44 protein-coding genes are annotated in these 24,909 nt (G+C 42.6%); 7 read left to right on the top strand and 37 right to left on the bottom strand.

All coding sequences use genetic code 11. The features are described from left to right. Nucleotides 1-236 (top strand): hypothetical protein (locus tag OOA_RS20970; RefSeq protein WP_236611282.1); only part of this gene is annotated, 236 nt, incomplete at its 5' end. A 143-nt stretch (nucleotides 237-379) separates the two neighbouring features. Then, nucleotides 380-925, top strand: coding sequence for a gamma carbonic anhydrase family protein (locus OOA_RS19635; RefSeq protein ID WP_008913913.1), 546 nt, complete (start codon nucleotides 380-382; stop codon nucleotides 923-925). Here OOA_RS19635 and OOA_RS19630 read toward each other — a convergent pair. The 5 genes from OOA_RS19630 to dprA are packed head-to-tail and all read right to left on the bottom strand — an operon-like array spanning nucleotide 901 to nucleotide 4,202. After that, a complete protein-coding gene (locus OOA_RS19630) occupies nucleotides 901-1,161 on the bottom strand; it encodes a DUF1488 family protein (RefSeq protein ID WP_008913912.1) in 261 nt (86 codons plus the stop codon). The two genes, OOA_RS19635 and OOA_RS19630, sit on opposite strands and share 25 nt — an antisense overlap. Continuing rightward, nucleotides 1,158-1,976 (bottom strand): shikimate dehydrogenase, encoded by an 819-nt coding sequence (gene aroE, locus OOA_RS19625; protein WP_008913911.1) that lies wholly within the window; start codon nucleotides 1,974-1,976, stop codon nucleotides 1,158-1,160. The genes OOA_RS19630 and aroE overlap by 4 nt, the downstream gene beginning before the upstream one ends. Before the next feature lie 7 nt (nucleotides 1,977-1,983). Beyond that, nucleotides 1,984-2,553, bottom strand: coding sequence for an L-threonylcarbamoyladenylate synthase type 1 TsaC (gene tsaC, locus OOA_RS19620; protein ID WP_008913910.1), 570 nt, complete (start codon nucleotides 2,551-2,553; stop codon nucleotides 1,984-1,986). Nucleotides 2,554-2,565: 12 nt separating this feature from the next. Continuing rightward, nucleotides 2,566-3,105, bottom strand: a complete 540-nt coding sequence (locus OOA_RS19615; RefSeq protein WP_008913909.1) for a DNA topoisomerase family protein — start codon at nucleotides 3,103-3,105, stop codon at nucleotides 2,566-2,568. 17 nt (nucleotides 3,106-3,122) lie between these two features. Beyond that, complete coding sequence (dprA, locus tag OOA_RS19610) at nucleotides 3,123-4,202, bottom strand: DNA-processing protein DprA (RefSeq protein ID WP_008913908.1); 1,080 nt, start codon at nucleotides 4,200-4,202, stop codon at nucleotides 3,123-3,125. A gap of 134 nt (nucleotides 4,203-4,336) precedes the next feature. Between dprA and def the strand changes: the two genes are divergently transcribed. The 5 genes from def (at nucleotide 4,337) to mscL (ending at nucleotide 9,117) form a co-directional block, all read left to right on the top strand. Further along, the gene (gene def / locus OOA_RS19605; RefSeq protein ID WP_008913907.1) at nucleotides 4,337-4,861 is read left to right on the top strand and encodes a peptide deformylase; all 525 of its coding nucleotides are present in this window, start codon (nucleotides 4,337-4,339) and stop codon (nucleotides 4,859-4,861) included. Between the two features lie 25 nt (nucleotides 4,862-4,886). Next, nucleotides 4,887-5,834, top strand: coding sequence for a methionyl-tRNA formyltransferase (fmt, locus tag OOA_RS19600; protein WP_008913906.1), 948 nt, complete (start codon nucleotides 4,887-4,889; stop codon nucleotides 5,832-5,834). Nucleotides 5,835-5,904: 70 nt separating this feature from the next. Beyond that, on the top strand, nucleotides 5,905-7,191 hold the full coding sequence (rsmB, locus tag OOA_RS19595; RefSeq protein ID WP_008913905.1) for a 16S rRNA (cytosine(967)-C(5))-methyltransferase RsmB: 1,287 nt from the start codon (nucleotides 5,905-5,907) through the stop codon (nucleotides 7,189-7,191). A gap of 34 nt (nucleotides 7,192-7,225) precedes the next feature. Then, complete coding sequence (gene trkA, locus OOA_RS19590; RefSeq protein ID WP_008913904.1) at nucleotides 7,226-8,602, top strand: Trk system potassium transporter TrkA; 1,377 nt, start codon at nucleotides 7,226-7,228, stop codon at nucleotides 8,600-8,602. 104 nt (nucleotides 8,603-8,706) lie between these two features. After that, nucleotides 8,707-9,117, top strand: a complete 411-nt coding sequence (gene mscL / locus OOA_RS19585) for a large-conductance mechanosensitive channel protein MscL (protein WP_008913903.1) — start codon at nucleotides 8,707-8,709, stop codon at nucleotides 9,115-9,117. A 3-nt stretch (nucleotides 9,118-9,120) separates the two neighbouring features. Here the strand turns inward: mscL and OOA_RS19580 are convergent, their stop codons facing one another. The 32 genes from OOA_RS19580 to bfd all read right to left on the bottom strand — a co-directional run bounded on the left by OOA_RS19580 (nucleotide 9,121) and on the right by bfd (nucleotide 24,749). Then, a complete protein-coding gene (locus OOA_RS19580; RefSeq protein ID WP_008913902.1) occupies nucleotides 9,121-9,321 on the bottom strand; it encodes an alternative ribosome-rescue factor A in 201 nt (66 codons plus the stop codon). 44 nt (nucleotides 9,322-9,365) lie between these two features. Further along, nucleotides 9,366-9,782: a Zn(2+)-responsive transcriptional regulator gene (gene zntR / locus OOA_RS19575; protein WP_008913901.1), complete on the bottom strand. Its 417-nt coding sequence runs from the start codon at nucleotides 9,780-9,782 to the stop codon at nucleotides 9,366-9,368. A gap of 133 nt (nucleotides 9,783-9,915) precedes the next feature. Next, complete coding sequence (gene rplQ / locus OOA_RS19570) at nucleotides 9,916-10,302, bottom strand: 50S ribosomal protein L17 (RefSeq protein ID WP_008913900.1); 387 nt, start codon at nucleotides 10,300-10,302, stop codon at nucleotides 9,916-9,918. Between the two features lie 37 nt (nucleotides 10,303-10,339). Then, nucleotides 10,340-11,329 carry a DNA-directed RNA polymerase subunit alpha gene (locus tag OOA_RS19565; protein WP_008913899.1) on the bottom strand — a complete coding sequence of 330 codons (990 nt, stop codon included), beginning with the start codon at nucleotides 11,327-11,329 and terminating at the stop codon, nucleotides 10,340-10,342. A 25-nt stretch (nucleotides 11,330-11,354) separates the two neighbouring features. After that, nucleotides 11,355-11,975 (bottom strand): 30S ribosomal protein S4, encoded by a 621-nt coding sequence (rpsD, locus tag OOA_RS19560; RefSeq protein WP_008913898.1) that lies wholly within the window; start codon nucleotides 11,973-11,975, stop codon nucleotides 11,355-11,357. 34 nt (nucleotides 11,976-12,009) lie between these two features. Then, complete coding sequence (rpsK, locus tag OOA_RS19555; protein WP_004138423.1) at nucleotides 12,010-12,399, bottom strand: 30S ribosomal protein S11; 390 nt, start codon at nucleotides 12,397-12,399, stop codon at nucleotides 12,010-12,012. 16 nt (nucleotides 12,400-12,415) lie between these two features. Next, nucleotides 12,416-12,772 carry a 30S ribosomal protein S13 gene (gene rpsM / locus OOA_RS19550; protein WP_008913897.1) on the bottom strand — a complete coding sequence of 119 codons (357 nt, stop codon included), beginning with the start codon at nucleotides 12,770-12,772 and terminating at the stop codon, nucleotides 12,416-12,418. A 144-nt stretch (nucleotides 12,773-12,916) separates the two neighbouring features. Beyond that, nucleotides 12,917-13,033 carry a 50S ribosomal protein L36 gene (rpmJ, locus tag OOA_RS19545; protein ID WP_006816323.1) on the bottom strand — a complete coding sequence of 39 codons (117 nt, stop codon included), beginning with the start codon at nucleotides 13,031-13,033 and terminating at the stop codon, nucleotides 12,917-12,919. A gap of 47 nt (nucleotides 13,034-13,080) precedes the next feature. After that, entirely contained in the window at nucleotides 13,081-14,406 is a 1,326-nt protein-coding gene (gene secY, locus OOA_RS19540; RefSeq protein WP_008913896.1) for a preprotein translocase subunit SecY, read from the bottom strand. A gap of 7 nt (nucleotides 14,407-14,413) precedes the next feature. Further along, nucleotides 14,414-14,848 carry a 50S ribosomal protein L15 gene (rplO, locus tag OOA_RS19535; RefSeq protein WP_008913895.1) on the bottom strand — a complete coding sequence of 145 codons (435 nt, stop codon included), beginning with the start codon at nucleotides 14,846-14,848 and terminating at the stop codon, nucleotides 14,414-14,416. A 3-nt stretch (nucleotides 14,849-14,851) separates the two neighbouring features. Continuing rightward, nucleotides 14,852-15,031 (bottom strand): 50S ribosomal protein L30, encoded by a 180-nt coding sequence (gene rpmD, locus OOA_RS19530; protein WP_008913894.1) that lies wholly within the window; start codon nucleotides 15,029-15,031, stop codon nucleotides 14,852-14,854. A gap of 6 nt (nucleotides 15,032-15,037) precedes the next feature. Then, complete coding sequence (rpsE, locus tag OOA_RS19525; protein ID WP_008913893.1) at nucleotides 15,038-15,538, bottom strand: 30S ribosomal protein S5; 501 nt, start codon at nucleotides 15,536-15,538, stop codon at nucleotides 15,038-15,040. 14 nt (nucleotides 15,539-15,552) lie between these two features. Continuing rightward, on the bottom strand, nucleotides 15,553-15,906 hold the full coding sequence (gene rplR / locus OOA_RS19520; protein ID WP_008913892.1) for a 50S ribosomal protein L18: 354 nt from the start codon (nucleotides 15,904-15,906) through the stop codon (nucleotides 15,553-15,555). A 9-nt stretch (nucleotides 15,907-15,915) separates the two neighbouring features. Then, entirely contained in the window at nucleotides 15,916-16,449 is a 534-nt protein-coding gene (gene rplF / locus OOA_RS19515) for a 50S ribosomal protein L6 (RefSeq protein WP_008913891.1), read from the bottom strand. A gap of 14 nt (nucleotides 16,450-16,463) precedes the next feature. Next, nucleotides 16,464-16,856, bottom strand: a complete 393-nt coding sequence (gene rpsH / locus OOA_RS19510) for a 30S ribosomal protein S8 (protein WP_008913890.1) — start codon at nucleotides 16,854-16,856, stop codon at nucleotides 16,464-16,466. Nucleotides 16,857-16,890: 34 nt separating this feature from the next. Continuing rightward, nucleotides 16,891-17,196 carry a 30S ribosomal protein S14 gene (gene rpsN, locus OOA_RS19505; RefSeq protein ID WP_004265458.1) on the bottom strand — a complete coding sequence of 102 codons (306 nt, stop codon included), beginning with the start codon at nucleotides 17,194-17,196 and terminating at the stop codon, nucleotides 16,891-16,893. Between the two features lie 12 nt (nucleotides 17,197-17,208). Further along, on the bottom strand, nucleotides 17,209-17,748 hold the full coding sequence (gene rplE / locus OOA_RS19500; RefSeq protein ID WP_008913889.1) for a 50S ribosomal protein L5: 540 nt from the start codon (nucleotides 17,746-17,748) through the stop codon (nucleotides 17,209-17,211). A 15-nt stretch (nucleotides 17,749-17,763) separates the two neighbouring features. Then, nucleotides 17,764-18,078, bottom strand: a complete 315-nt coding sequence (gene rplX, locus OOA_RS19495; RefSeq protein ID WP_008913888.1) for a 50S ribosomal protein L24 — start codon at nucleotides 18,076-18,078, stop codon at nucleotides 17,764-17,766. 11 nt (nucleotides 18,079-18,089) lie between these two features. Continuing rightward, nucleotides 18,090-18,461 carry a 50S ribosomal protein L14 gene (rplN, locus tag OOA_RS19490; RefSeq protein ID WP_008913887.1) on the bottom strand — a complete coding sequence of 124 codons (372 nt, stop codon included), beginning with the start codon at nucleotides 18,459-18,461 and terminating at the stop codon, nucleotides 18,090-18,092. Between the two features lie 173 nt (nucleotides 18,462-18,634). Next, nucleotides 18,635-18,889, bottom strand: a complete 255-nt coding sequence (gene rpsQ, locus OOA_RS19485; RefSeq protein WP_008913886.1) for a 30S ribosomal protein S17 — start codon at nucleotides 18,887-18,889, stop codon at nucleotides 18,635-18,637. Beyond that, nucleotides 18,889-19,080 (bottom strand): 50S ribosomal protein L29, encoded by a 192-nt coding sequence (gene rpmC / locus OOA_RS19480; protein ID WP_008913885.1) that lies wholly within the window; start codon nucleotides 19,078-19,080, stop codon nucleotides 18,889-18,891. Before rpmC ends, rpsQ begins: the two co-directional genes overlap by 1 nt. Beyond that, entirely contained in the window at nucleotides 19,080-19,490 is a 411-nt protein-coding gene (gene rplP, locus OOA_RS19475; protein ID WP_004265436.1) for a 50S ribosomal protein L16, read from the bottom strand. Before rplP ends, rpmC begins: the two co-directional genes overlap by 1 nt. A gap of 12 nt (nucleotides 19,491-19,502) precedes the next feature. Next, on the bottom strand, nucleotides 19,503-20,204 hold the full coding sequence (rpsC, locus tag OOA_RS19470; RefSeq protein ID WP_008913884.1) for a 30S ribosomal protein S3: 702 nt from the start codon (nucleotides 20,202-20,204) through the stop codon (nucleotides 19,503-19,505). Nucleotides 20,205-20,221: 17 nt separating this feature from the next. Next, nucleotides 20,222-20,554 (bottom strand): 50S ribosomal protein L22, encoded by a 333-nt coding sequence (gene rplV / locus OOA_RS19465; protein ID WP_008913883.1) that lies wholly within the window; start codon nucleotides 20,552-20,554, stop codon nucleotides 20,222-20,224. Nucleotides 20,555-20,568: 14 nt separating this feature from the next. After that, nucleotides 20,569-20,847: a 30S ribosomal protein S19 gene (gene rpsS, locus OOA_RS19460; protein ID WP_004265426.1), complete on the bottom strand. Its 279-nt coding sequence runs from the start codon at nucleotides 20,845-20,847 to the stop codon at nucleotides 20,569-20,571. Between the two features lie 14 nt (nucleotides 20,848-20,861). Continuing rightward, the gene (gene rplB / locus OOA_RS19455) at nucleotides 20,862-21,686 is read right to left on the bottom strand and encodes a 50S ribosomal protein L2 (RefSeq protein WP_008913882.1); all 825 of its coding nucleotides are present in this window, start codon (nucleotides 21,684-21,686) and stop codon (nucleotides 20,862-20,864) included. Nucleotides 21,687-21,705: 19 nt separating this feature from the next. Further along, the gene (gene rplW / locus OOA_RS19450; RefSeq protein ID WP_008913881.1) at nucleotides 21,706-22,008 is read right to left on the bottom strand and encodes a 50S ribosomal protein L23; all 303 of its coding nucleotides are present in this window, start codon (nucleotides 22,006-22,008) and stop codon (nucleotides 21,706-21,708) included. Continuing rightward, nucleotides 22,005-22,610 carry a 50S ribosomal protein L4 gene (rplD, locus tag OOA_RS19445; RefSeq protein WP_008913880.1) on the bottom strand — a complete coding sequence of 202 codons (606 nt, stop codon included), beginning with the start codon at nucleotides 22,608-22,610 and terminating at the stop codon, nucleotides 22,005-22,007. Before rplD ends, rplW begins: the two co-directional genes overlap by 4 nt. A 16-nt stretch (nucleotides 22,611-22,626) precedes the next feature. Continuing rightward, complete coding sequence (rplC, locus tag OOA_RS19440; RefSeq protein WP_008913879.1) at nucleotides 22,627-23,256, bottom strand: 50S ribosomal protein L3; 630 nt, start codon at nucleotides 23,254-23,256, stop codon at nucleotides 22,627-22,629. Nucleotides 23,257-23,288: 32 nt separating this feature from the next. Next, complete coding sequence (rpsJ, locus tag OOA_RS19435) at nucleotides 23,289-23,600, bottom strand: 30S ribosomal protein S10 (RefSeq protein ID WP_001181005.1); 312 nt, start codon at nucleotides 23,598-23,600, stop codon at nucleotides 23,289-23,291. Nucleotides 23,601-23,946: 346 nt separating this feature from the next. Next, on the bottom strand, nucleotides 23,947-24,420 hold the full coding sequence (gene bfr / locus OOA_RS19430; protein WP_008913878.1) for a bacterioferritin: 474 nt from the start codon (nucleotides 24,418-24,420) through the stop codon (nucleotides 23,947-23,949). A gap of 128 nt (nucleotides 24,421-24,548) precedes the next feature. After that, complete coding sequence (bfd, locus tag OOA_RS19425) at nucleotides 24,549-24,749, bottom strand: bacterioferritin-associated ferredoxin (RefSeq protein WP_008913877.1); 201 nt, start codon at nucleotides 24,747-24,749, stop codon at nucleotides 24,549-24,551. Nucleotides 24,750-24,909: the final 160 nt, after the last annotated feature.

Below are 24,909 nucleotides of genomic sequence, written 5' to 3'. Positions count from 1 at the left end.
AACCATTTAGGTCAGTGTCGCGAGGTGTTGCATATTACGCTAACCTCGTTGAGAGTCAAGCTTTTTTTTCGCTTATCTTTTCAGATTCTCTCACTGACTACGTTGTGCCTGTTAGCTTGTCACCGCGTTCTGCGTTGACTCATCGTGGGTCAGTGGATGCGCATTATAGGGAGCTGAGAAAATCTCGCAAGTATTTTTTTGAAAAAAAACACTGTTTGAAGATAAAAGCAGCATAATGTTTTTTTTTCTAGCATTATGCTGATAAAACAAGCAATAAATATCCTGTTGCAGCACTTCATCTTTGAATATCTTGTCTCTTCATAGTATGAATAGATATCGATTACTCTTCTAATTCCTCTAACCAAATGGGCCTACCACTATGAACAAGCATTTAAGACCTTACTTAGAGATTTATCCAACCGTTGCTTCTAATGTTTTTATCGATTCCTCTTCCGTTGTCATTGGTGATGTTCGAATTGCTGAAGATGTAAGCATTTGGCCCTTGGCTGTATTGCGTGGTGATGTTAACTATATTGAAATCGGTGCTCGTACAAATATACAAGATGGTTCTGTTTTGCATGTCACTCACAAGTCACCCAGTAATCCAGAGGGAAACCCTTTAGTTATTGGCGAAGATGTCACAATTGGGCATAAAGTTATGCTTCATGGATGTACAATCGGAAATAGAGTATTAGTTGGAATGGGCTCTATAGTACTTGATGGCGTAATTATTCAAAATGATGTTGTTATAGGTGCCAATAGTTTAGTTACCCAAGGTAAAAATTTGGAAAGTGGCTACCTTTATGTCGGTAGCCCTGCAAAAGCAGCACGTAAACTAACAGAAAGTGAATTAGAGCATCTACGTTATTCTGCTGATAACTATGTTCAATGGAAAAACGATTACTTATCTTCAGGTAACGAATAAGTACCACTTTCTTGATCAGGGTCTTGTTTAATCAAGACCTCGAATTCTTCTTCTATATCCCAACGATTATCTTGGAATAAAGATATAGCCTCTACATTCAAGCTATATCTCTTATGAAGTAAAGATTCTGATACAGTGCATTCCGCCAGCATTCCATTTATTAATACAGGAAAATGTACCTTTCGGGTTATCACATTCCACTCTTCACGGTCTGGGAATTGAATCGCCTGATTCATGCTTTCAACGCCTTTTGTAACGCCGAAAGTACTGGTTCAATTTCTGGAAGAACACCATGCCATAACTTAAAAGCAAATGCTGCTTGTCCGACTAACATGCCCAAGCCATCTGCCAATTGATTTACCTGATGTTGTTTCGCAAAGGATAAAAAAGGCGTTAATGTATTTTGATAGAACATGTCATAACATGCCACCCGTTGAGAAAACACGATGGGATTAATTGCCGGAATTTCGCCATTTACTCCGGAAGAAGTCGCATTAATGATAAGATCGAAATCTACTGATGTGATCTGCTCGATCGCTATACCCTTCATTTTTCCGAAACTAGCAAATTGATTAACTAGTTCTTCCACTTTAGAGAAAGTTCTATTAGTTAGCGTGATATCACAACCATACTCAAGAAGGGGCAACAAAGCACCTCGAGTTGCTCCACCAGCACCAATAATTAATACCTTACTATCACGATGAATAAAATTAAGTCTTTGAAGATCTAATAACAGCCCAACCCCATCTGTATTATCACCCAATAGCCGACTATCATCGAGTTTCATGACTGTATTGACCGCACCACATGATTGAGCTCTATCCGTCAACTCAGAAACTACCTGATATGCTCGTTCTTTAAAAGGAAGAGTAACATTTGCCCCTTTACCACCTTGTATAAAGAAATCAGTAAATGTTTTCTCAAAATACTCTACTGATGACAAAATGCGGTTGTACTCAAGTGAAATACCTATTTGCTCTGCAAACATCTTATGTATTACAGGTGATTTACTGTGTTCAATTGGATTTCCAAAAACGGCATACGTTCCCATGTGATACTTACCCTTTACGATATAGTTGGCCAGTTTTCGCATTTCGAATTTCTGACGGATTTTGGCGTCCCCCCACTAAACCATCAAGTACGGGAATACTTCCCTTGAACTGTTCAATAACTTCATTGGTCGTTCTACAAGGATCCAGCCCACTGAGATTCGCGCTTGTTGAGACCAATGGTTTTCCATATTTGCGACAAAGTAATTTTACTAACTCGTGGTTTGTTACCCTCACGGCCAAGGTATCAAATTGGCCCGTTAACCATTTTCCTGTGGATTTTTTTGCTGGAATCACCCAAGTGACAGGCCCTGGCCAGCTGGAAAACATCACTTGTTTCTGTTCATCAGTTAACTGGCTATCATCAACATAATTTTTTAGTTGTTCATAGTTATCAGCAATGAGGATCAGTCCTTTCTCCCAAGACCGCTGCTTTAATTCAAGTAATTTATTAACAGCTTGTTCGTTATCCGGATCGCAGCCTAGCCCAAAAACGGCTTCTGTTGGATATGCGATAACATTCCCTTCATTAAGAGAAGAGATAATATTTTCAATTGCAGGTATAGATTCATTTTGCATAATTTTAGCTCATTATTCTTTTTGTGATTTACCACAGCGTTTGCTGGCACAAAATAATCTTACTCCTTGAGTTCCCCTTTTTTCCATAAGTAATGGATAATGACAAAACTCACACTCACCAGAAACAGGCTTATTGTTTAGAATAAACTGGCATGATGGATAGCTATCGCATGCATAGAATGTTTTTCCAAACCGAGACTTACGCTGTAAAAGATGTCCGGTCTTGCATTGCGGACACGCCACCTTTGTTTCATCTGGCTTATCTATCAATTCGATATGCTCACATTCAGGATAATGACTGCATCCTATAAACATGCCAAATCGCCCTTGCTTTAAGACTAAGTCATATCCACAACTAGGACATGCTTGTCCTTCTAAAACCTTTATTATATGGCTATCAGAAGAAGGCCGCATTGGCTTAATATAATGACATTGAGGATAAGAAGAACAAGCAAAGAAAGGCCCATGAGCTCCGTTGCGAATGACAAGCAAAGAACCACATTCAGGACAACTTTCACTTTTCTCTGTTTCAAAAGGTAATTGATTTGCCATGTTTTTCTCTTAACCAGCTAACTTAATTTTATATATCCACCAGCAACGGATGCAATCAGCCCCTCTATTTCCAACTCAGTCAAAATAGAAATAACCTCTATTATCGATTGTTGTGCACGTTCAGCAATCACATCTGCGGGGATAGGTTGATACTCAACCAGACGCAATATTTTATTTTCTGAGCGATTAAATTCAGATGATGTATTTTCATCTGTTATTGATTCTGATGCTACCCAGTTTAACCCGCCAACTATATGATGCTTGATATCTTCCGGTTCTACTAATAAATATGCACCTTGCTGTAATAACCAATGGTTCCCACTAAAAGCTGAGTTGCCGAGTGGTGCAGGTAATGTAAAAAGATCTCTATTTTGTTCAATAGCATAGCGAGCAGTAATTAATGATCCACTCTTTAAACCAGCCTCAATGACAACCGTTGCCTTACTTAAACCACTAATAATTCGGTTTCGCCGTGGGAATTGCTTAGGTAATGGTGGAGTATCAGGTAAATACTCAGAAACTAACACTCCTTCTTCCTTAATTTGATCTGCAAGTAGGATATGTTGTTTAGGATAGATATATCCTAATCCACTTCCTAGTACAGCGACGGTTTTTCCTTTTGCATCGAGTGCTGCCTTATGACTCACTCCATCTATACCAAGTGCTAACCCGCTTGTTACTGTCAGTCCATAGCTAATAAATTCTCTTACAAACAATTCAGTCCATTTGCGACCATATTCACTGGTTTGTCTACTACCAACTACTGCAATTTGTGTTGTCGTTATTAATTCACTTTTTCCTGACACAAAAAGAATAAGTGGTGGATTAGCAATTTGTTTTAATAAGAAAGGATATTGTTGGTCACAATATGTAATTATTTGATTTTCTTCTTTTTCAAGCCACTGAAGCGTTTGTATTAATCGTGACGATTGAAAGTGCTGAAACTGTAAGCACTGTAATTCACTTAACCCACACTGATGTAAAACGAAATAACTAGTTTGACCTAATGAAATTAGTTTATTAATAATTTGTAATGCCTTATGTGGCGATAGCCGACTGACTTGAGACATTCTTAACCAAATTTCTTGGGTATCCATCGTATCTTCCTGACATTATCGTTAACGAGTTCATCAATGAACAAATCATAACCAATACTGTCAATGTCACCGATAAATGTCTAGAATAGGCATTAATTCCTATTCACATTTTTGGACGCAGCTCGAAAAAATCTATGTCAGTATTAAATGTATTACATTACCCAGACGAACGCTTACGCACTATTGCGAAGCCAGTAGAAAAAATTGATGCCGAAATTCAACATATTATTGATGATATGTTCGAGACAATGTATGACGAAGAGGGTATCGGCCTTGCTGCGACCCAAGTTAATATCCATCAACGGATTATCGTTATTGATGTGTCTGAAACACGTGATGAACGGCTTGTACTTATTAACCCTGAGTTATTAGATAAATCAGGTGAAACAGGTATTGAGGAAGGCTGTCTTTCTATCCCAGAGCAACATGGCTTTGTGCCAAGAGCTGAAAAAGTTAAAATACGCGCTCTTGACTACAATGGCGAAAGTTTCGAACTAGAAGCTGATGGCTTGCTTGCTATTTGTATCCAGCATGAAATGGATCATCTTGTTGGTAAGCTTTTTGTTGATTATCTATCCCCATTAAAGCGTCAACGTATCCGACAAAGAGTTGAAAAGCTGGATAGAATGAGAGCCAAAGAAGCAAAAAAAGCTGATTAGACATAATTTATACAGGAAAATAAAAGTGTCAGAACCATTAAAAATTATCTTTGCAGGTACACCTGATTTTGCTGCTGGTCATTTAGCCGCTTTGCTTAAAACTAAGCACCAGGTTGTAGGTGTTCTCACGCCACCGGATAAACCTGCAGGAAGAGGCAAAAAACTGACACCGAGCCCAGTCAAGGTACTAGCACAAGAGAATCAAATTCCTATTTTTCAGCCAACAACACTGAAAAATGAAGAGAGTCATCAATGGATCAAAGATCAAAATGCTGACTTAATGATCGTAGTGGCTTATGGGTTTATTTTGCCAAAAACTGTATTAAATCTACCGCGTCTCGGCTGCCTAAACGTTCATGGCTCTTTGCTACCGCGATGGCGTGGGGCTGCTCCTATTCAACGCTCTATTTGGGCTGGTGATACTGAGACTGGTATTACCATAATGCAAATGGATGAGGGCCTTGATACTGGAGATATGCTTTATAAAGCGACTTGTCCAATTATGCCTGAAGATACAAGTGCCACCATTTACGAAAAATTAGCACTCGTAGGCCCTGAAGCATTAATTCACACTATAGATCTAATATCGAATCAAGAGTGCATTGCTGAAAAACAAGATGATACTTTGGCGAATTACGCAGAAAAATTATCGAAAGACGAAGCTCGAATTAATTGGCAGCAATCCGCAGAACAAATCGAGCGTTGTACTAGGGCTTTTAACCCTTGGCCTATGAGCTATTTCATCGTTCAAGAGCAATTAATAAAAGTCTGGCAGGCAAAAGTCATTTCAGAAGACCATAATGAAAAACCGGGAACCATAATTAGCGCCGATAAAAATGGGATATGCGTAGCTACTGGCAATGGGGTACTTAATATCACCCAGTTGCAACCGCCTGGTAAAAAAGCGATGGGAGCACAAGATTTACTCAACTCTCGTAAAGAATGGTTCACTCCCGGACAACAACTTGATTAAATGCCAATAAGATTGTCTGGCTACAAATCAGGCAATCTTATTTCAGCCACTAATAGATTTATCCTCACTTATGAAAAATACATATAATTTGCGTAGCATCGCAGCAATCGCCATTGGTCAAGTACTCGATAATGGCCAATCTCTTAGTACCGTACTACCTGAACTGCAAAGAAATATAAATGATAAAGATAAATCTCTGTTACAAGAGATTTGCTTTGGTGTTTTACGCTATTTACCTAAACTTGAATGGTTTATCAATCAGTTAATGGACAAACCCTTAACTGGTAAACAGCGGACACTCCACTATCTCATCATGGTTGGTATTTATCAGTTGCTCTATACTCGTATTCCAGCGCACGCTGCACTTGCTGAAACCGTTAATGGTGCCGTTGCACTAAAACGCCCACAATTAAAAGGTCTCATTAATGGTGTATTACGCTCATTTCAGCGTCAGCAAGAGCAGCTTGAAGAACGCAACATAAACAATAATAGCCAGTACCTTCACCCAACTTGGTTATTAAAGCGCCTACAAAATGCATATCCTGATGAATGGAAAGCAATTGTAGAAGCTAATAACCAACGTCCCCCAATGTGGCTAAGAGCTAACTCACAACATAATAGTGCTAGTCAATATCAACAATTATTAGAAGAAATAGGGATTACCTCACAGTTACACCCAACTCATCCATCTGCAATTTGTTTGTCTGAACCGACCTCGGTCACAAAATTACCCGGCTTTGAACAGGGCTGGTCAACAGTGCAAGATGTTTCTGCTCAAGGGTGTGCTGAATTACTTGAACCAAGAGATAATGAAAATATTCTCGACTTATGTGCGGCACCTGGCGGCAAAACAACCCATATACTAGAACTTGCGCCTAAAGCAAATGTGCTCGCTGTTGATATCGATGAAAATCGCCTTAAACGTGTAAAAGAAAACTTATCGCGTCTGCAACAGCATGCAACTGTAATTCAAGGTGATGGAACAAAACCTGAGGAATGGGCACATGGACAACAATTTGACCGCATCCTTCTCGATGCACCCTGCTCCGCAACAGGTGTAATTCGCCGTCATCCTGATATCAAATGGTTAAGACGTGATTCAGATATTAATGAGCTAACTGAACTTCAAAGCCAAATATTAGAATCAGTGTGGCCTTACTTGAAAATTGGTGGCACCCTCGTTTATGCAACATGTTCTGTAATGCCTGAAGAGAATAGCCTACAGATACAAAAATTTCTTGCTAAGCATTCTGATGCTGTACTTAATGATGGGACAACTGCAGGGCTACAAATACTACCAAATACTACAGGTGGCGATGGTTTCTTTTACGCGCGGTTGATAAAACTAGCAAACTGACCCTATAAAAACTTATCTGAGATAGGAATATTCAATGAAAATCATTATTTTAGGTGCTGGGCAGGTTGGTGGTACTCTCGCTGAGAACCTAGTAGATGAAAACAATGATATTACTGTCGTTGATACAAATGCAGATCGCTTACGCCAATTGCAAGATCAGTTTGATCTACGCGTTGTGAATGGTCATGGCTCTCATCCTCGTGTACTACGAGATGCTGGAGCAGAAGATGCGGATATGTTGGTAGCAGTCACTAGCTCTGATGAAACTAACATGATCGCATGCCAAATTGCCTATAGCCTTTTTAATACACCAAATAAAATTGCACGTATTAGGGCAACTGAATATATTCGAGAAGCAGATAAGCTTTTTTTACCTGAACAGATCCCTATCGATTACCTAATATCACCAGAACAGTTAGTAATTGATTATATTTATAAATTAATTCAATATCCTGGTGCTCTACAAGTAGTCAACTTTGCAGAAGGTAAAGTCAGTATTGTTGCTGTTAAAGCATATTATGGCGGTTCGCTTGTTGGTAATGCACTATCGAGCTTACGTGAACATATGCCACACATTGATACGAGAGTTGTTGCTATATTTCGCCAAGATCGACCTATACGACCTCAGGGATCAACCATTATTGAAGCAGGTGACGAAGTTTTTTTTGTTGCATCAACGCAACATATTCGAGCAGTAATGAGTGAGTTGCAGAGATTAGAAAAACCTTATAAACGCCTCATGATAGTCGGTGGCGGTAATGTTGGAGCTGGTTTAGCTAAGAGATTAGAAAAAAATTATAGTGTTAAGCTTATAGAGCGAAATCAACAACGTGCAACAGAACTTGCTGAATTATTACACGATACAATCGTTTTTTATGGCGATGCCTCTGATCAGGAATTACTAACAGAAGAACATATTGAGCAAATAGATGTATTTATAGCTCTGACCAACGACGATGAAGCAAATATCATGTCTGCTATGCTAGCCAAAAAAATGGGAGCAAAAAAAGCAATGGTATTAATTCAACGTTCTGCTTATGTTGAGTTAGTTCAAGGTGGAGTCATTGATATAGCGGTTTCACCACAACAAGCAACTATTTCAGCACTACTAGGCCATGTTAGAAAAGCGGATATTGTCAGTGTTTCGTCATTAAGACGAGGTGTTGCTGAAGCAATTGAAGCAATTGCGCATGGTGATGAAAATACATCGAAAGTCGTAGGTAAGAAAATTTCTGAAATTAAATTACCCCCAGGAACCATTATTGGTGCATTCGTAAGGGAAGATGAAGTTATTATTGCGAGTGATTATCATATTATTGAGCAAGGTGACCATGTCATCATGTTTATAACCGATAAAAAATATGTTCCAGATGTCGAGAAACTGTTTCAGCCAAGTCCTTTCTTTTTATAGTGACAATGAATAAATGCAGGATCCATTTGCAGCACAATTGATCTAGATACTATAATTTGTTAAATAAATACTTATAGCAAAAAGTTTTCTTACTAGGAGGTTAAATGAGTTTTTTAAAAGAGTTTCGCGAATTTGCAATGAGAGGCAATGTTGTCGATATGGCCGTGGGTATCATTATTGGTGCTGCATTCGGCAAAATTGTTTCTTCATTAGTTGCTGATATTATAATGCCCCCCCTTGGACTCCTAATTGGTGGAGTAGATTTCAATCAATTTAGTGTTATTTTAAGAGCTGCTCAAGGTGATATACCCGCCGTTATTTTGAACTATGGTATATTCCTACAAACGGTATTTGATTTTATTATCGTAGCGTTTGCTATTTTCCTTGCTATTAAAGTGATGAATCGGGTTCGTCGTGAAAGAGAAGCGGAGCCAGCAGCGCCACCGGCACCAAGTAAAGAAGAAGTATTACTATCAGAAATTCGTGATTTATTAAAAGAACAAAATAAGAAATAAATACTAAAAAGCCAGTGGTAATCCGTCTATTAACAGATTACCACTGGCCTCCCAGTTACTGCCTTTGTTAACTTTCCCTTTACGGTTATAACTACCTTTTCCTTTTTTATTTCTTTCCACTCTTTGCCTAAATAATGGATCATGCAGTAATGCTTCTATTGCATTATCTTTAATCTGGCCACGCTTATGCTGATATTGGCTCATGATATTACCTTCTTTAAGTTATAAGATTAAACATTTTTCCTAAGTTAATAAACCTTCGATGCACCTTTTTCAAGGATCTCCATTATAGAGCAATATGTTGTCGCATGCTCTTCTCCGCAACAAGCTGAGCTAAGCATTTTTAACGAATCACGCATAATAATAAGTTCTTGGATTTTTTTTTCAACTTCAAATAAACGCACATCAACAATTTGTTTAGATTCCTGGCATGTATGATGTTCAGGATCTACGCGTATAGATAATAGCTCTGTTATTGCTTCTAAGGTAAAACCTAACTTTTTTGCATAACGAATAAAACGAAGCCGCTGTAAATCTTGATCTGTGAATAATCTATAGCCGCCTTCAGTTCTCACCTTGTGCCCCATCAAACCTTGTTTTTCATAAAAACGTATAGTATCTGGTGTTACATCAGCAAGACGCGCAATCTGTCCAATTTTATACATATTCATAAATATTCCACATTTAAATATGGGCTGAAACGGAATAAATCAAGTCAGTGAAGGTTAGTGAAAAGGCTAGAATAGCAGATACAAAAAAACCGGGCAAATATACCCGGTTTTTTTGAAAGTAGACAGATTACTCTGTAACTACTTCTTGAGACTCAACAGCACGGTCAACAAGTTCGATGTAAGCCATCGGAGCATTGTCACCTGTACGGTGGCCACACTTAAGAATACGAGTGTAACCGCCAGCACGAGCTGCAAAGCGAGGTCCCAGTTCATTAAATAATTTTGCCACGATCTCGTTATCACGAGTACGGGCGAATGCCAGACGACGATTAGCTACGCTGTCGGTCTTGGCAAGAGTAATCAGCGGCTCAACGACGCGACGCAGTTCTTTCGCTTTAGGCAGAGTCGTCTTGATGATTTCATGACGAACTAAAGAACCTGCCATGTTACGGAACATAGCTTGGCGGTGGCTGCTGTTGCGGTTCAATTGACGACCACTCTTACGATGGCGCATGACCTTATCCTTCTCAGTAAAACCTTAACCTGTGATCTTAATCATCAGCAATACTTGCTGGTGGCCAATTTTCTAGGCGCATGCCCAGAGAAAGACCACGAGATGCCAATACGTCCTTAATTTCAGTAAGAGATTTCTTACCAAGGTTAGGCGTTTTAAGCAACTCAACTTCAGTACGCTGTACTAAATCACCGATGTAGTGGATAGCTTCTGCTTTAAGGCAGTTAGCAGAGCGGACAGTCAATTCCAGATCGTCAACTGGGCGCAATAAGATAGGATCGAATTCTGGTTTCTCTTCTTTAACTTCAGGTTGACGAACATCGCGTAGGTCAACAAAAGCTTCAAGTTGTTCAGCCAGAATGGTCGCTGCACGACGAATCGCCTCTTCAGGATCGATTGTACCGTTAGTTTCCATTTCAATGACTAACTTATCCAAGTCTGTACGTTGCTCAACACGAGCTGCTTCAACATTGTAGGCAATACGCTCTACAGGGCTATAGCAAGCATCGACTAACAAACGACCGATTGGGCGCTCATCTTCTTCCGAATGTACTCGGGCAGAAGCCGGCACATAACCACGACCACGCTGTACTTTAATGCGCATATTAATAGAAGCGCTTTCGTCAGTTAGGTGGCAGATGATGTGCTGCGGCTTGACGATTTCGACATCGCCATCATGGACGATGTCGGCTGCAGTCACAGGGCCAATGCCAGATTTATTCAAGGTTAAAATAACTTCATCTTTACCCTGAACTTTTACCGCCAGCCCTTTCAGGTTGAGGAGAATCTCCAGGATATCTTCCTGTACACCTTCTTTGGTGCTGTACTCATGCAGTACACCATCAATCTCAACCTCTGTCACCGCACAACCCGGCATAGACGAAAGCAGAATACGGCGCAGTGCGTTACCAAGAGTATGGCCAAAGCCACGCTCTAAAGGCTCAAGGGTCACCTTGGCGTGCGTCGAACTCACTTGCTCGATATCTACCAGGCGCGGTTTTAGAAACTCTGTCACAGAACCCTGCATTGTGTCCTCTCTTTGGTGCTAAGCTTTACTTGGAGTAAAGCTCGACGATCAGGTGTTCGTTAATGTCCGCAGACAAGTCAGTACGTTCAGGAATACGTTTGAACACACCTTCCATCTTAGCAGCATCAACTTCCAGCCAAGTTGGCTTCTCACGCTGTTCAGCCAGCTCTAAAGCAGCCTTAATACGAGACTGTTTTTTCGCTTTTTCACGAACGCTGATAACGTCATTCGGGGAAACCTGATAAGAAGCGATGTTAACTACGTGACCATTTACCATGATAGCTTTATGGCTAACCATTTGACGTGCTTCTGCGCGAGTTGCGCCAAAGCCCATACGGTAAACGACGTTATCAAGACGACCTTCTAGCAGAGTCAGCAGGTTCTCACCTGTGTTGCCTTTCAGACGTGTTGCTTCTTTATAATAGTTACGGAATTGACGTTCCAGAACACCGAAAATACGACGAACTTTTTGTTTTTCACGTAACTGAACACCATAGTCAGACAGACGCGGTTTACGCGCACCGTGCTGGCCTGGTGCCTGTTCTAATTTACACTTGGTGTCAATCGCGCGCACACCAGACTTCAAAAAGAGGTCTGTGCCTTCGCGACGGCTCAGCTTGAGCTTGGGACCCAAATATCTAGCCATTTTCTTTCTCCAACAGTCCTAAAAACGAAACGTATTAAACGCGACGTTTTTTCGGTGGGCGACAACCGTTATGAGGGATAGGAGTCACATCAGTAATATTAGTGATGCGAAAACCTGCGGCGTTCAGAGCACGAATTGTTGATTCGCGACCAGGACCCGGTCCCTTAACCATAACTTCCAGGTTCTTGATACCGTATTCTTTCACGGCTTCTGCGCAACGCTCTGCTGCAACTTGCGCTGCAAACGGAGTGGATTTGCGAGAACCACGGAAACCGGAACCACCGGCAGTTGCCCAACCTAATGCGTTACCCTGACGATCAGTAATAGTAACGATTGTGTTGTTGAAAGAAGCATGGACATGAGCCACACCGTCTGAGACTTGCTTTCTTACACGCTTACGTGCACGAACTGGTGCCTTTGCCATTATTCAATACCCCGACTTATTTCTTGATCGGCTTACGCGGACCCTTGCGGGTACGAGCGTTAGTCTTAGTACGCTGACCGCGCACTGGTAGACCACGACGATGACGTAAACCACGATAACATCCAAGGTCCATCAGACGCTTGATGCTCAGGGTAATTTCACGACGTAGGTCACCTTCTACCACATACTTGGCAACTTCGTCACGCAGCTTGTCGATTTGTTCTTCAGACAGCTCACTGATCTTAACATTTTCAGCAATACCAGTTGATTCACAGATAGCCTGTGAACGTGTTTTGCCGATGCCGTAAATCGATGTTAAAGCGATTACGGTATGTTTATGATCAGGAATGTTAATGCCTGCTATACGGGCCACTATGCACTCCTAAGTTAAAATATACATTACTGTGCTGAAAAGCCCGTTTTCAGGATACTCAAACAATAATGTATCTTCGATAAAAAGATTGGCTGGCTAATTTAGCCAGCTCAACCCAACTTTGCAAGAAAAAAATGCTTTTTCTTAACCTTGACGTTGTTTATGTCTTGGTTCAACACTGCAAATTACACGAACACTACCATGGCGACGAATAATTTTACAGTTACGGCATAATTTCTTGACGGAAGCACGAACTTTCATTTTTACTCTCCGTAACTTCTTAAGCAAACCATAATTACTTTAAGTAATTACTTACCTTTTAGATTTGCTTTCTTCAATGCAGACTCATACTGACTTGACATCATTAGAGTTTGCACTTGAGCCATAAAGTCCATGATAACGACTACCACGATTAAGAGGGAAGTACCACCAAAGTAAAAAGGTACTTTCATTGCGTCACGCATGAACTCCGGGATTAGGCAGATGAAGGTAATATACAGTGCACCAACTAAAGTTAGGCGAGTCATTACCTTATCAATGTACTTGGCCGTTTGCTCTCCCGGACGAATTCCTGGTACAAATGCACCGGACTTCTTCAGGTTATCTGCTGTTTCTCTAGGATTGAAAACCAATGCCGTATAGAAGAAACAGAAGAAGATGATCGCAGAAGCATAAAGTAACACATACAATGGTTGACCAGGCTGTAAATACATAGAAATCGTAGTCAGCCAGTCCCAGCCAGTTCCATCACCGAACCAAGATGCTATTGTACCCGGGAACAGTATGATACTGGAAGCAAAAATTGCAGGAATTACACCCGCCATATTCACTTTCAATGGTAAATGTGTACTTTGTGCAGCATAAACACGGCGTCCTTGTTGACGTTTAGCATAGTTAACGACGATACGACGTTGACCACGCTCCATAAATACAACAAAGAAAGTTACCGCGAATACGAGCACTGCAACCAACAGCAACAGGAGGAAGTGCAGATCGCCTTGCCGAGCTTGCTCGATAGTATGGCCAATAGCTGGCGGGAGACCCGCAACAATACCAGCGAAGATAATGATTGAGATACCGTTACCAATACCTCTTTCAGTTATCTGCTCACCCAACCACATTAAAAACATGGTTCCGGTGACTAAGCTAACAACAGCCGTGAAGTAAAACGGGAGACCCGGATCAATAACTAGCCCTTGCATCCCTGGCATATTCGGAAGACCCATTGCAATACCAATTGATTGGAATATTGCTAATACCAATGTACCCCAACGGGTATATTGACTTATCTTCCGACGACCTGCTTCACCTTCCTTCTTGATCTCTGCTAATCGTGGATTAACCACTGATAATAATTGGACAATAATGGACGCAGAAATATACGGCATAATACCCAAAGCAAAGATAGAAGCTCGGCTAAGAGCACCACCAGAGAACATGTTAAACATGTCAATGATGGTGCCTTGTTGCTGTTCGAGCAATTTGGCAAGCACAGTGGCATCAATACCAGGAATTGGAATAAAAGAACCAATTCGGAAAACGATTAGTGCACCGATAACAAACAAAAGTCTGCGCTTCAGTTCACCAACTCCACCCTTGGCACTTTGAAAATCTAGTCCTGGTTGTTTAGCCATCTGTCACTTATTCCTCAATTTTACCGCCGGCAGCTTCAATCGCAGCGCGAGCACCTTTAGTAACACGAAGACCACGCACAGTAACTGCACGATTAACTTCGCCAGACAGGATAACTTTCGCATATTCAATCTGGATGCCAACAACATTCGCGGCTTTAAGTGCGTTCAGATCAATAACATCGCCTTCAACAGCAGCAAAATCAGACAGACGAATCTCTGCAGTGATCATTGCTTTGCGTGAAGTGAAGCCAAATTTCGGCAAACGACGATATAATGGCATCTGGCCGCCTTCGAAACCGCGACGTACGCCACCACCAGAACGAGACTTCTGACCTTTGTGACCACGTCCGCCAGTTTTACCCAGACCAGAACCGATACCACGACCTACGCGTTTAGGCGCCTGCTTGGCACCTTCAGCCGGAGACAGAGTATTTAAACGCATCTCTTACTCCTCAACTTTAACCATGTAGGAAACCAAGTTGACCATACCGCGAACAGCAGGAGTGTCCTCACGCTCTACAGTATGACCAATGCGGCGCAGACCTAAACCAGTCAGAGTTGCCTTGTGTTTAGGCAAACGACCAATTGAACTGCGAACTTGTGTAATTTTAATAGTCTTAGCCATGGCCGATTACCCCAGAATTTCTTCGACGGATTTTCCACGCTTAGCTGCGACCATTTCTGGAGACTTCATGCTGTCTAAAGCATCCAGTGTTGCACGAACCACGTTGATTGGGTTTGTGGAACCATAGGTTTTAGCCAGTACGTTGCGAACTCCAGCTACTTCTAAAACAGCACGCATTGCACCACCGGCAATAATACCGGTACCTTCGTGAGCAGGTTGCATAAACACACGCGAACCGGTGTGTGTACCTTTCACAGGGTGGAACACTGTGCCGTTGTTTAAAGCAACGGTTTTCATGCTGCGACGGGCTTTTTCCATCGCTTTCTGGATTGCTGCCGGAACTTCGCGCGCTTTGCCGTAGCCAAAACCTACGCGACCGTTACCATCACCAACAACTGTTAGTGCGGTAAAGCTGAAAATACGGCCACCTTTAACGGTTTTTGCTACGCGGTTTACCGCGATCAGCTTTTCCTGCAGTTCGCCAGCTTGTTTCTCGATGTGAGCCATCTTACACCTCTACCTTAGAACTGAAGGCCAGCTTCACGGGCAGCATCTGCCAGTGCCTGGACTCTACCATGATATTGGAAACCAGAACGGTCAAAAGCAACAACTTTGATGCCTTTTTCCAATGCGCGTTCAGCAATTAATTTACCAACAACTGATGCTGCGTCTTTGTTTCCAGTGAATTTCACTTGCTCAATGATAGCTTTTTCTGTAGTAGAAGCTGCCACCAAAGTTTCAGAACCGTTCGGAGCGATAACCTGCGCATAAATATGGCGTGGGGTACGATGTACCACCAGGCGGGTCGCACCCAACTCTTGGATCTTGCGGCGTGCGCGGGTCGCACGACGGATACGAGCTGCTTTCTTATCCATAGTGTTACCTTACTTCTTCTTAGCCTCTTTGGTACGCACGATTTCATCGGCGTAACGAACACCTTTGCCTTTATAAGGCTCAGGACGACGGTAAGCACGCAATTCTGCTGCGACTTGACCAATCACTTGCTTATCCGCACCTTTCAGTACGATTTCAGTTTGTGTTGGACATTCAGCAGTAATGCCTGCTGGCAGTGCGTGTTCAACCGGATGCGAGAAACCTAAAGACAAGCTGACTGCGTTGCCTTTGATTGCTGCACGGTAACCAACACCTACCAATTGAAGCTTTTTAGTGAAGCCTTCGGTAACACCAACAACCATTGAGTTAAGCAGAGAACGAGAAGTACCCGCCTGTGCCCATGCATCTGCAAAACCTTCGCGTGGAGCGAAAGTTAAGTGATCAGCTTCATGTTTAACTTCAACTGCATTATGGATAGTACGAGTAAGCTCGCCGTTTTTACCCTTAATCGAAATAACCTGACCGTTGAGTTTTACCTCTACGCCGGCAGGAATGACGACGGGTGCTTTTGCCACACGAGACATTCTTTCCTCCCGAATTAAGCTACGTAGCAGAGAATCTCGCCACCAAGACCAGCTTGGCGAGCTGCACGATCAGTCATGACACCTTTAGAGGTAGAAACAACAGCGATACCTAAACCAGCCATAACCTGTGGTAGCTCATCTTTTTTCTTATAGATGCGCAAACTTGGACGGCTTACACGCTGAATGCTTTCTACAACAGCCTTACCTTGGAAATAACGCATAGTCAATTCCAATTCTGGCTTGATGTCGCCTTCAATTTTAAAATCTTCAATATAGCCTTCTTCCTTAAGCACTTTGGCAATAGCCACTTTCAGCTTGGAGGAAGGCATGGTGACCGCAACTTTATTCGCGGCCTGACCGTTACGGATACGGGTCAGCATATCCGCGATGGGATCTTGCATGCTCATCTGTCTTTACTCCCGTGATTCAATATGGTGACAATTACCAACTAGCCTTTTTAAGGCCCGGGATTTCACCGCGCATAGCGGCTTCACGGACTTTAATACGGCTCAGACCAAATTTCCGCAGAAAACCATGCGGACGCCCAGTTTGACGGCAGCGGTTACGCTGACGAGAAGGACTTGAATCACGTGGCAGTGTTTGCAGCTTGAGAACAGCGTCCCAGCGATCTTCATCAGATGCTTTTACATCAGAGATGATAGCTTTCAATTCAACGCGTTTTGCGAAGAACTTCTCAGCTAATTTAGCACGCTTAACGTCACGCGCTTTCATAGATTTCTTAGCCATGAGTACCCTGCCTTACTTGCGGAACGGGAAGTTGAACGCTGCTAACAGTGCGCGACCTTCATCATCTGATTTCGCAGTAGTGGTGATAGTAATATCTAAACCACGTACACGATCCACTTTATCGTAATCGATTTCAGGGAAGATGATTTGTTCACGTACACCCATGCTGTAGTTACCACGACCATCAAATGACTTAGCGGACAAGCCACGGAAGTCACGAATACGTGGTACAGCAATAGAAATCAGTCGCTCAAAGAACTCCCACATGCGTTCGCCACGCAGGGTTACTTTACAGCCGATTGGATAGCCCTGACGGATTTTGAAGCCTGCAACAGATTTGCGTGCTTTGGTGATCAATGGTTTTTGACCAGAGATTGCTGTCAAATCAGCTGCTGCGTTATCCAGCAGTTTTTTGTCAGCAATAGCTTCACCAACACCCATATTCAGGGTGATCTTCTCGACCCGAGGGACTTGCATGACAGAATTGTAACCAAACTGAGTCATCAGTTGTTTAGTTACTTCGTCTTTATAGTAATCATGCAGTTTCGCCATCGTATACTCCAAAAATTACTTGATAGTTTCACTGTTAGATTTGAAGAAACGGACTTTTTTTCCGTCTTCGAATCTAAAGCCTACACGGTCAGCCTTACCAGTAGCCGTGTTGAAGATTGCAACGTTAGAAACTTGAATAGCCGCTTCTTTTTCAACGATGCCACCTGGTTGGTTCAGTGCCGGGACAGGCTTCTGATGTTTTTTAACCAGATTTACACCTTCAACAATAACTTTACTAGAAGAAATAACCTGTTTTATTTTACCGCGCTTACCTTTATCTTTCCCAGTCAGCACGATAACTTCGTCATCACGACGGATTTTAGCTGCCATAGTTCCGCTCCTTAGAGTACTTCTGGTGCCAGAGAGATAATTTTCATAAACTTCTCGTTACGAAGTTCACGAGTTACCGGCCCAAAAATACGCGTACCGACTACCTGCTCGCTGTTATTATTTAAAATAACGCATGCATTACTATCGAAGCGAATGACAGAACCGTCCGGGCGACGTACACCCTTCTTGGTGCGCACCACTACCGCCTTCAGGACATCACCTTTCTTAACTTTACCGCGTGGAATTGCTTCCTTTACAGTAATTTTAATGATGTCGCCGACGCCTGCGTAGCGACGGTGCGAGCCACCTAGAACCTTGATACACATTACGCGACGTGCACCGGAGTTGTCGGCCACGTTCAGCATAGTCTGTTCTTGGATCATTTTAGTGCTCCGCTAAATGTCAACTACTACTGAGCCACTTCATTATTGAAGAGACCGTTCAATATACCCATAATACGAGGGCGCGGCATTATAACACCACATCTTCGTTATGGACAGAAAAATAAACGGCCCAGTGAAAAAGAGCCGTTTATTTGTTTGAAAAGGCTATCCTATTACAGAACAGCTTTTTCAATAACGCGAACTAAGGCCCAAGACTTAGTCTTAGACAGTGGGCGGGTTTCGCGGATTTCTACCACGTCGCCGATTCCACATTCATTGTTCTCGTCATGTACGTGCAATTTAGTCGTACGACGGATGAATTTACCATACAGAGGGTGTTTCACCATACGCTCGATAGCAACAACAATAGATTTCTCCATTTTATCGCTAACTACACGACCTTGCAGAGTACGGATTTTATCGCTCATTACGCACCTGCCTTCTCAGTCAGTAAAGTCTTCACACGTGCGATATCGCGACGCACTTGTTTCAACAGATGAGACTGTTGCAGCTGACCACTTGCTGCCTGCATACGAAGATTAAATTGCTCACGTAACAGATTCAGCAGTTCAGAGTTCAGCTCTTCAACGCTTTTTTCGCGCAGCTCTTGTGCTTTCATTACATCACCGTCTTAGTTACAAAGGTGGTTTTGATAGGCAGTTTCGCTGCTGCCAGAGAGAATGCTTCACGAGCCAGCTCTTCCGGCACACCGTCCATTTCATACAGGACTTTACCAGGCTGGATCAAAGCAACCCAATATTCTACGTTACCTTTACCTTTACCCATACGAACTTCGAGTGGTTTTTCGGTAATTGGTTTGTCTGGGAATACACGAATCCAGATTTTACCTTGACGCTTAATTGCACGGGTCATAGCACGACGTGCCGCTTCGATCTGACGTGCAGTCAGACGACCACGGCCCACAGCTTTAAGACCGAAAGTGCCGAAGCTAACATCCGTACCTTGCGCTAGACCACGGTTGCGGCCTTTGTGCACCTTACGGAATTTTGTACGCTTTGGTTGTAACATCAGCGACTCTCCTTACTTGCGGCCTTTACGCTGCTGCTTTTTAGGTTGAGGAGCTGGTTTCTCAGCTTGTTCAACAGCAGCCATACCACCCAGAATCTCACCTTTGAAGATCCATACCTTAACGCCGAGAACACCGTAAGTGGTGTGCGCTTCTGAAGTGTTGTAATCGATGTCAGCACGTAATGTGTGCAGTGGCACACGGCCTTCACGATACCACTCGGTACGAGCGATTTCAGCACCGCCTAAACGGCCACTGACTTCAACTTTGATACCTTTAGCGCCCAGACGCATAGCGTTCTGTACAGCACGCTTCATAGCACGACGGAACATAACACGACGTTCCAACTGTGAAGTGATACTGTCAGCAACCAATTTAGCGTCTAGTTCTGGTTTACGAATTTCGGCGATATTAATTTGCGCAGGAACACCAGCGATATCCGCTACTGTTTTACGCAGTTTTTCTACGTCTTCACCTTTCTTACCGATAACGATACCTGGGCGAGCAGTGTGAATAGTCACACGAATACTTTTTGCAGGGCGCTCGATCACGATGCGTGAAATTGACGCTTTTGCCAATTCTTTATTCAAGTACTGGCGTACTTTGTAATCGCTGTCTAGGTTGTCAGCGAATTCATTAGTATTCGCGTACCAAGTAGAGTTCCAAGGTTTGACAATACCCAGGCGAATACCATTAGGATGTACTTTCTGACCCATTGCTAGTCTCCAGAGTCTCAGCGATCGGACACAACCACAGTGATGTGGCTGGTGCGCTTAAGAATACGATCTGCACGGCCTTTCGCACGCGGCATGATGCGTTTCATAGTTGGACCATCATCAACGAAAATTTTCGCTACTTTCAGGTCATCAATGTCAGCGCCATCGTTTTGCTCTGCGTTAGCAATTGCAGATTCAAGTACTTTCTTCACTAAACCAGAAGCTTTCTTATTGGTAAAGGTCAGAATTTCCAGAGCTTGCGACACTTTCTTACCGCGAATCAGGTCAGCCACTAAGCGAACCTTCTGGGCAGAAGAACGAGCGTGGCGATGTATAGCTAAAGTTTCCATCTCTTCCTCCTACCTTAACGTTTCTTAGCTTTCTTATCAGCCGCATGGCCGCGATAAGTGCGAGTCGGTGCGAATTCACCCAGTTTATGACCAACCATTTCATCGGTAACAAAAACTGGAACATGCTGACGACCATTATGGACAGCGATGGTCAATCCGATCATATTAGGAAAGATCGTTGAACGACGGGACCAAGTCTTGAGAGGCTTCTTGTCTCCGCTTTCCACCGCTTTCTCTACCTTCTTCAGCAAGTGTAGGTCAATGAAAGGACCTTTCTTGAGAGAACGTGGCATGGCTTATCCTCTAATTATTTTTTAGAACGATGACGTACGATGAACTTATCAGTACGCTTATTGCTACGAGTTTTCTTACCTTTGGTTTGAACGCCCCAAGGTGTTACAGGGTGTTTACCAAAGTTACGACCTTCACCACCACCATGTGGGTGATCGACTGGGTTCATCGCCGTACCACGAACGGTAGGACGAATACCACGCCAGCGGCTAGCACCAGCTTTACCCAAAACACGTAACATATGTTCAGCGTTACCAACTTCACCTAAAGTTGCACGGCAATCTGCCAGAACTTTACGCATTTCACCAGAACGTAGACGCAGGGTGACATAAGCACCATCACGAGCAACGATCTGAGCGTAAGTACCTGCTGAACGCGCTAACTGTCCACCTTTACCTGGTTTCAATTCAATATTATGAACTGTGGAACCAACAGGGATATTGCGCATAGGCAGTGCATTACCAGCTTTGATTGCTGAATCTACACCAGATTGAATCTGGTCACCAGCTTTCAAGCCTTTAGGTGCAAGGATATAACGACGTTCACCGTCTTTATATAGAACTAGTGCGATGTTCGCAGAACGGTTTGGATCATATTCCAAACGTTCAACAACAGCAGGGATACCATCTTTGTTGCGTTTAAAGTCAACTAGACGATAGTGTTGCTTATGGCCACCACCAATGTGACGAGTGGTGATACGACCATTGTTGTTACGACCACCGGATTTGCTGCTTTTCTCTAACAGCGGAGCATAAGGTTTACCCTTATGCAGCTCAGGGTTAACCACTTTAACAACGTGGCGACGGCCCGGAGACGTAGGTTTACATTTAACAATTGCCATTGTTCTTTACTCCTCCGACTTACTCTGCGCCGCCAATGAAGTCCAGATTCTGGCCTTCTTTCAGCGTAACGTAAGCTTTTTTCCAGTCACTACGACGACCGAAACGCTGACCGTGGCGTTTAGTTTTGCCTTTTACAAGCAAAGTGTTAACACCTTCAACTTCGACTTCAAACAGTTTCTGCACAGCAGCTTTGATTTCTGCTTTAGTCGCGTCTTTCGCAACTTTGAGAACGATGGTATTTGTTTTTTCCATCGCTGTAGAAGCTTTTTCAGATACATGCGGCGCGCGCAGTACTTTTAGCAGACGTTCTTCACGGATCATGCCAGCATCTCCTCAACTTGCTTCACAGCTTCAGCAGTCATAACCACTTTGTCGAAGGCGATCAGGCTAACTGGGTCGATACCCGCTGCATCACGTACGTCAACCTTATACAGGTTACGTGCTGCTAAAAACAGATTTTCATCCAGTTCAGCAGTGATGATCAGCACATCTTCCAGAGCCATATCTTTCAGTTTCTGTGCTAGCAACTTAGTTTTAGGTGCTTCAACAGAGAACTTCTCGACAACGATCAGACGATCTTGACGTACCAATTCAGACAGAATGCTCTTCAGAGCACCGCGGTACATCTTCTTATTAACTTTTTGACTGTGGTCCTGTGGCTTAGCTGCAAAGCTAACACCACCAGAGCGCCAAATTGGGCTCTTAACAGAACCAGCACGTGCACGACCAGTGCCTTTTTGACGCCATGGTTTTTTACCTGAACCAGAAACTTCAGCACGAGTTTTCTGAGCACGAGTACCTTGACGAGCACCAGCTGCATATGCAACAACTACTTGGTGAACAAGCGCTTCATTGAAATCACGCCCGAAGGTAGTTTCGGAAACAGTCAGCGCGCTTTGCGCGTCTTTCATTACCAATTCCATTCCTATCTCCTCGACGTTAAGCCTTGACAGCCGGTTTTACGATCAGGTTGCTACCAGTTGCTCCTGGAACAGCACCTTTGACCAGCAGCAGGTTGCGCTCAGCGTCAACACGTACTACATCTAAGCTCTGAACAGTTACACGTTCATTACCCAGTTGGCCTGCCATTTTCTTGCCTTTGAACACTTTGCCCGGAGTCTGGTTCTGACCGATAGAACCCGGAACACGGTGTGACAAGGAGTTACCGTGAGTAGCATCTTGAGTACGGAAATTCCAGCGCTTAACTGTGCCGGCAAAACCTTTACCTTTAGATGTACCAGTAACGTCGACTTTTTTAACGTCAGCGAAAATTTCAACGCTAATGCTTTGTCCTGCACTAAATTCAGTACCATCTTCGATACGGAATTCACGCAGAATACGGCCAGCTTCGACGCCAGCTTTAGCGAAATGTCCTGCTTCAGGCTTAGCTACACGGTTAGCTTTTTTGCTACCAGTAGTTACCTGAATTGCATTGTAACCGTCAGTTTCTGCAGTTTTAACTTGAGTAACGCGGTTATTTTCGATTTCGATAACTGTTACAGGGATAGAAACGCCATCTTCAGTGAAGATACGAGTCATTCCCACTTTTTTACCGACTAAACCAATCATTGTTTCAACCTCTCAATCGTTCGACGACCTGATTAACCCAGGCTGATCTGCACGTCTACACCAGCAGCCAGGTCCAGACGCATCAGAGCATCAACGGTCTTTTCGGTTGGCTCAACGATGTCAACCAGACGTTTGTGAGTGCGAATTTCATACTGATCACGCGCATCTTTGTTAACGTGCGGAGAGATCAGAACGGTAAAACGCTCTTTACGTGTCGGCAGCGGGATAGGACCACGAACTTGCGCACCAGTGCGCTTAGCAGTCTCTACGATTTCCGCAGTTGATTGATCGATTAAACGATGATCAAAGGCTTTCAGGCGGATACGGATTCTTTGGTTCTGCATGAGACCAGAGCTCCAACTATTTTATAAACGTAAATGATTACTCCTCGCACCCATTTCGATTGATGGGGGAGTGTAATCGTTCTTGATGTAACTCCCAAATCGGGAGTATTGTCTAAATGAGCAACAAATCGTTAACTCAATACTGATCTTTAAGACCTAAAATCTAGGGCTTACTAATCAGTAAGCTCGCGCATTATACGCAACTGAATTTTAAACGCAAGTAATCGGGGGTAATATGTGCGAAATTTTCTGTTCTAAACTTAACATGCGCACAAATAATAACGCCCCATTATTGCATACAATATATGGGGCGTTATTTAAATCAAATTTAAACATACAAACTTAGCTATTCTTCGAGAATTTGAGCCTGGGTATAATTTTGAATTCCAATACGTTTGATTAAATCTAATTGGGTTTCTATCCAATCAATATGATTTTCTTCATCAGCTAGAATCTCAATCATCAGATCCCGGCTCACATAATCATGGATTGAATCAGCGTAGCTAATTGCCTCTTTAAGGTTCTTTGCGCCATCTAATTCCAAATTAAGATCGGAGACTAGCATTTCTTCAACATCTTCACCAATATTCAATTTGCCAAGATCTTGTAAGTTGGGAAGCCCTTCAAGGAAAAGAATACGCTCTATATACTTGTCCGCGTGCTTCATTTCATCAATTGACTCATGATATTCCACTTCATTGAGGCGAGTTAACCCCCAATTTTTAAACATACGTGCATGCAAAAAATATTGATTAATCGCGACTAACTCATTACCCAACAACTTATTGAGATGAGCTATCATTTTTTTATCGCCTTTCATTTTTTTATTCTCCATCGCTTCCAGTATTACAAGTGTAGTACTGAAATTTGATGAATGACTAATTTTAAATTAGAGATTGAAAATAAAAGTTACTTATTAATGAATAAGATAAATGATTATTATTTCGATTACGCTACATCAGCGATATCAATTTCTTCTAGTATTCGTAATTCATCTTCTAAAATTTCACGCGTTTGTCTAATGCATTTTCCACATTCACGACCGATGGGAAGGATCTGACGTAGCCCTTTCAACGATGTTACCTGAAACTTACGGGCAGCATTTCTGATTTGCTTATCTGTTATGGCTTCACAAAGACATACGTACATAGCATCTACCTGTATAAATCACATACAGATAGTTTAAATAAAAATGATTACCATTTCAATTATCATTTCTAATAATTTACCATTATTCTAAGCAAATGCGATTTTTTATTGAGTAATAATGAGGCGGGAAATAAAAGGATTTGTCTATTTTATATTCATG

This window comes from Providencia burhodogranariea DSM 19968 (assembly GCF_000314855.2).
GTDB classification, from domain to species: Bacteria; Pseudomonadota; Gammaproteobacteria; order Enterobacterales; family Enterobacteriaceae; genus Providencia; species Providencia burhodogranariea.
Note: the sequence above shows the minus strand (reverse complement) of the source record. Positions and strands in the feature narration are given on the sequence as shown.

Coding starts and splice junctions, on each gene's coding strand:
- rpsS (WP_004265426.1), bottom strand. CDS start 20,847: ATGCCACGTTCTCTCAAGAAAGGTCCTTTCATTGACCTACACTTGCTG.
- rsmB (WP_008913905.1), top strand. CDS start 5,905: ATGAAAAATACATATAATTTGCGTAGCATCGCAGCAATCGCCATTGGT.
- rplD (WP_008913880.1), bottom strand. CDS start 22,610: ATGGAATTGGTAATGAAAGACGCGCAAAGCGCGCTGACTGTTTCCGAA.
- rpmJ (WP_006816323.1), bottom strand. CDS start 13,033: ATGAAAGTTCGTGCTTCCGTCAAGAAATTATGCCGTAACTGTAAAATT.
- OOA_RS19565 (WP_008913899.1), bottom strand. CDS start 11,329: ATGCAGGGTTCTGTGACAGAGTTTCTAAAACCGCGCCTGGTAGATATC.
- OOA_RS19635 (WP_008913913.1), top strand. CDS start 380: ATGAACAAGCATTTAAGACCTTACTTAGAGATTTATCCAACCGTTGCT.
- OOA_RS19615 (WP_008913909.1), bottom strand. CDS start 3,105: ATGGCAAATCAATTACCTTTTGAAACAGAGAAAAGTGAAAGTTGTCCT.
- rplQ (WP_008913900.1), bottom strand. CDS start 10,302: ATGCGCCATCGTAAGAGTGGTCGTCAATTGAACCGCAACAGCAGCCAC.
- rpsQ (WP_008913886.1), bottom strand. CDS start 18,889: ATGAGCGATAAAATCCGTACTCTGCAAGGTCGTGTAGTTAGCGATAAA.
- rplP (WP_004265436.1), bottom strand. CDS start 19,490: ATGTTACAACCAAAGCGTACAAAATTCCGTAAGGTGCACAAAGGCCGC.
- rpmC (WP_008913885.1), bottom strand. CDS start 19,080: ATGAAAGCACAAGAGCTGCGCGAAAAAAGCGTTGAAGAGCTGAACTCT.
- def (WP_008913907.1), top strand. CDS start 4,337: ATGTCAGTATTAAATGTATTACATTACCCAGACGAACGCTTACGCACT.
- rplE (WP_008913889.1), bottom strand. CDS start 17,748: ATGGCGAAACTGCATGATTACTATAAAGACGAAGTAACTAAACAACTG.
- rpsC (WP_008913884.1), bottom strand. CDS start 20,204: ATGGGTCAGAAAGTACATCCTAATGGTATTCGCCTGGGTATTGTCAAA.
- rplW (WP_008913881.1), bottom strand. CDS start 22,008: ATGATCCGTGAAGAACGTCTGCTAAAAGTACTGCGCGCGCCGCATGTA.
- rpsN (WP_004265458.1), bottom strand. CDS start 17,196: ATGGCTAAGAAATCTATGAAAGCGCGTGACGTTAAGCGTGCTAAATTA.
- rplF (WP_008913891.1), bottom strand. CDS start 16,449: ATGTCTCGTGTGGCAAAAGCACCCGTCGTCATTCCTGCCGGCGTAGAG.
- rpsK (WP_004138423.1), bottom strand. CDS start 12,399: ATGGCAAAGGCACCAGTTCGTGCACGTAAGCGTGTAAGAAAGCAAGTC.
- OOA_RS19580 (WP_008913902.1), bottom strand. CDS start 9,321: ATGAGCCAATATCAGCATAAGCGTGGCCAGATTAAAGATAATGCAATA.
- rplO (WP_008913895.1), bottom strand. CDS start 14,848: ATGCGTTTAAATACTCTGTCTCCGGCTGAAGGTGCCAAGCAGGCGCCT.
- aroE (WP_008913911.1), bottom strand. CDS start 1,976: ATGGGAACGTATGCCGTTTTTGGAAATCCAATTGAACACAGTAAATCA.
- mscL (WP_008913903.1), top strand. CDS start 8,707: ATGAGTTTTTTAAAAGAGTTTCGCGAATTTGCAATGAGAGGCAATGTT.
- rpsD (WP_008913898.1), bottom strand. CDS start 11,975: ATGGCTAGATATTTGGGTCCCAAGCTCAAGCTGAGCCGTCGCGAAGGC.
- tsaC (WP_008913910.1), bottom strand. CDS start 2,553: ATGCAAAATGAATCTATACCTGCAATTGAAAATATTATCTCTTCTCTT.
- rplC (WP_008913879.1), bottom strand. CDS start 23,256: ATGATTGGTTTAGTCGGTAAAAAAGTGGGAATGACTCGTATCTTCACT.
- bfr (WP_008913878.1), bottom strand. CDS start 24,420: ATGAAAGGCGATAAAAAAATGATAGCTCATCTCAATAAGTTGTTGGGT.
- rplV (WP_008913883.1), bottom strand. CDS start 20,554: ATGGAAACTTTAGCTATACATCGCCACGCTCGTTCTTCTGCCCAGAAG.
- rpmD (WP_008913894.1), bottom strand. CDS start 15,031: ATGGCTAAGACTATTAAAATTACACAAGTTCGCAGTTCAATTGGTCGT.
- rplX (WP_008913888.1), bottom strand. CDS start 18,078: ATGGCAGCTAAAATCCGTCGTGATGACGAAGTTATCGTGCTGACTGGG.
- dprA (WP_008913908.1), bottom strand. CDS start 4,202: ATGGATACCCAAGAAATTTGGTTAAGAATGTCTCAAGTCAGTCGGCTA.
- trkA (WP_008913904.1), top strand. CDS start 7,226: ATGAAAATCATTATTTTAGGTGCTGGGCAGGTTGGTGGTACTCTCGCT.
- bfd (WP_008913877.1), bottom strand. CDS start 24,749: ATGTACGTATGTCTTTGTGAAGCCATAACAGATAAGCAAATCAGAAAT.
- rplB (WP_008913882.1), bottom strand. CDS start 21,686: ATGGCAATTGTTAAATGTAAACCTACGTCTCCGGGCCGTCGCCACGTT.
- secY (WP_008913896.1), bottom strand. CDS start 14,406: ATGGCTAAACAACCAGGACTAGATTTTCAAAGTGCCAAGGGTGGAGTT.
- zntR (WP_008913901.1), bottom strand. CDS start 9,782: ATGTATAAAATTGGACAGATTGCGCGTCTTGCTGATGTAACACCAGAT.
- OOA_RS19630 (WP_008913912.1), bottom strand. CDS start 1,161: ATGAATCAGGCGATTCAATTCCCAGACCGTGAAGAGTGGAATGTGATA.
- rpsJ (WP_001181005.1), bottom strand. CDS start 23,600: ATGCAGAACCAAAGAATCCGTATCCGCCTGAAAGCCTTTGATCATCGT.
- rplN (WP_008913887.1), bottom strand. CDS start 18,461: ATGATCCAAGAACAGACTATGCTGAACGTGGCCGACAACTCCGGTGCA.
- rpsE (WP_008913893.1), bottom strand. CDS start 15,538: ATGGCTCACATCGAGAAACAAGCTGGCGAACTGCAGGAAAAGCTGATC.
- rplR (WP_008913892.1), bottom strand. CDS start 15,906: ATGGATAAGAAAGCAGCTCGTATCCGTCGTGCGACCCGCGCACGCCGC.
- rpsH (WP_008913890.1), bottom strand. CDS start 16,856: ATGAGCATGCAAGATCCCATCGCGGATATGCTGACCCGTATCCGTAAC.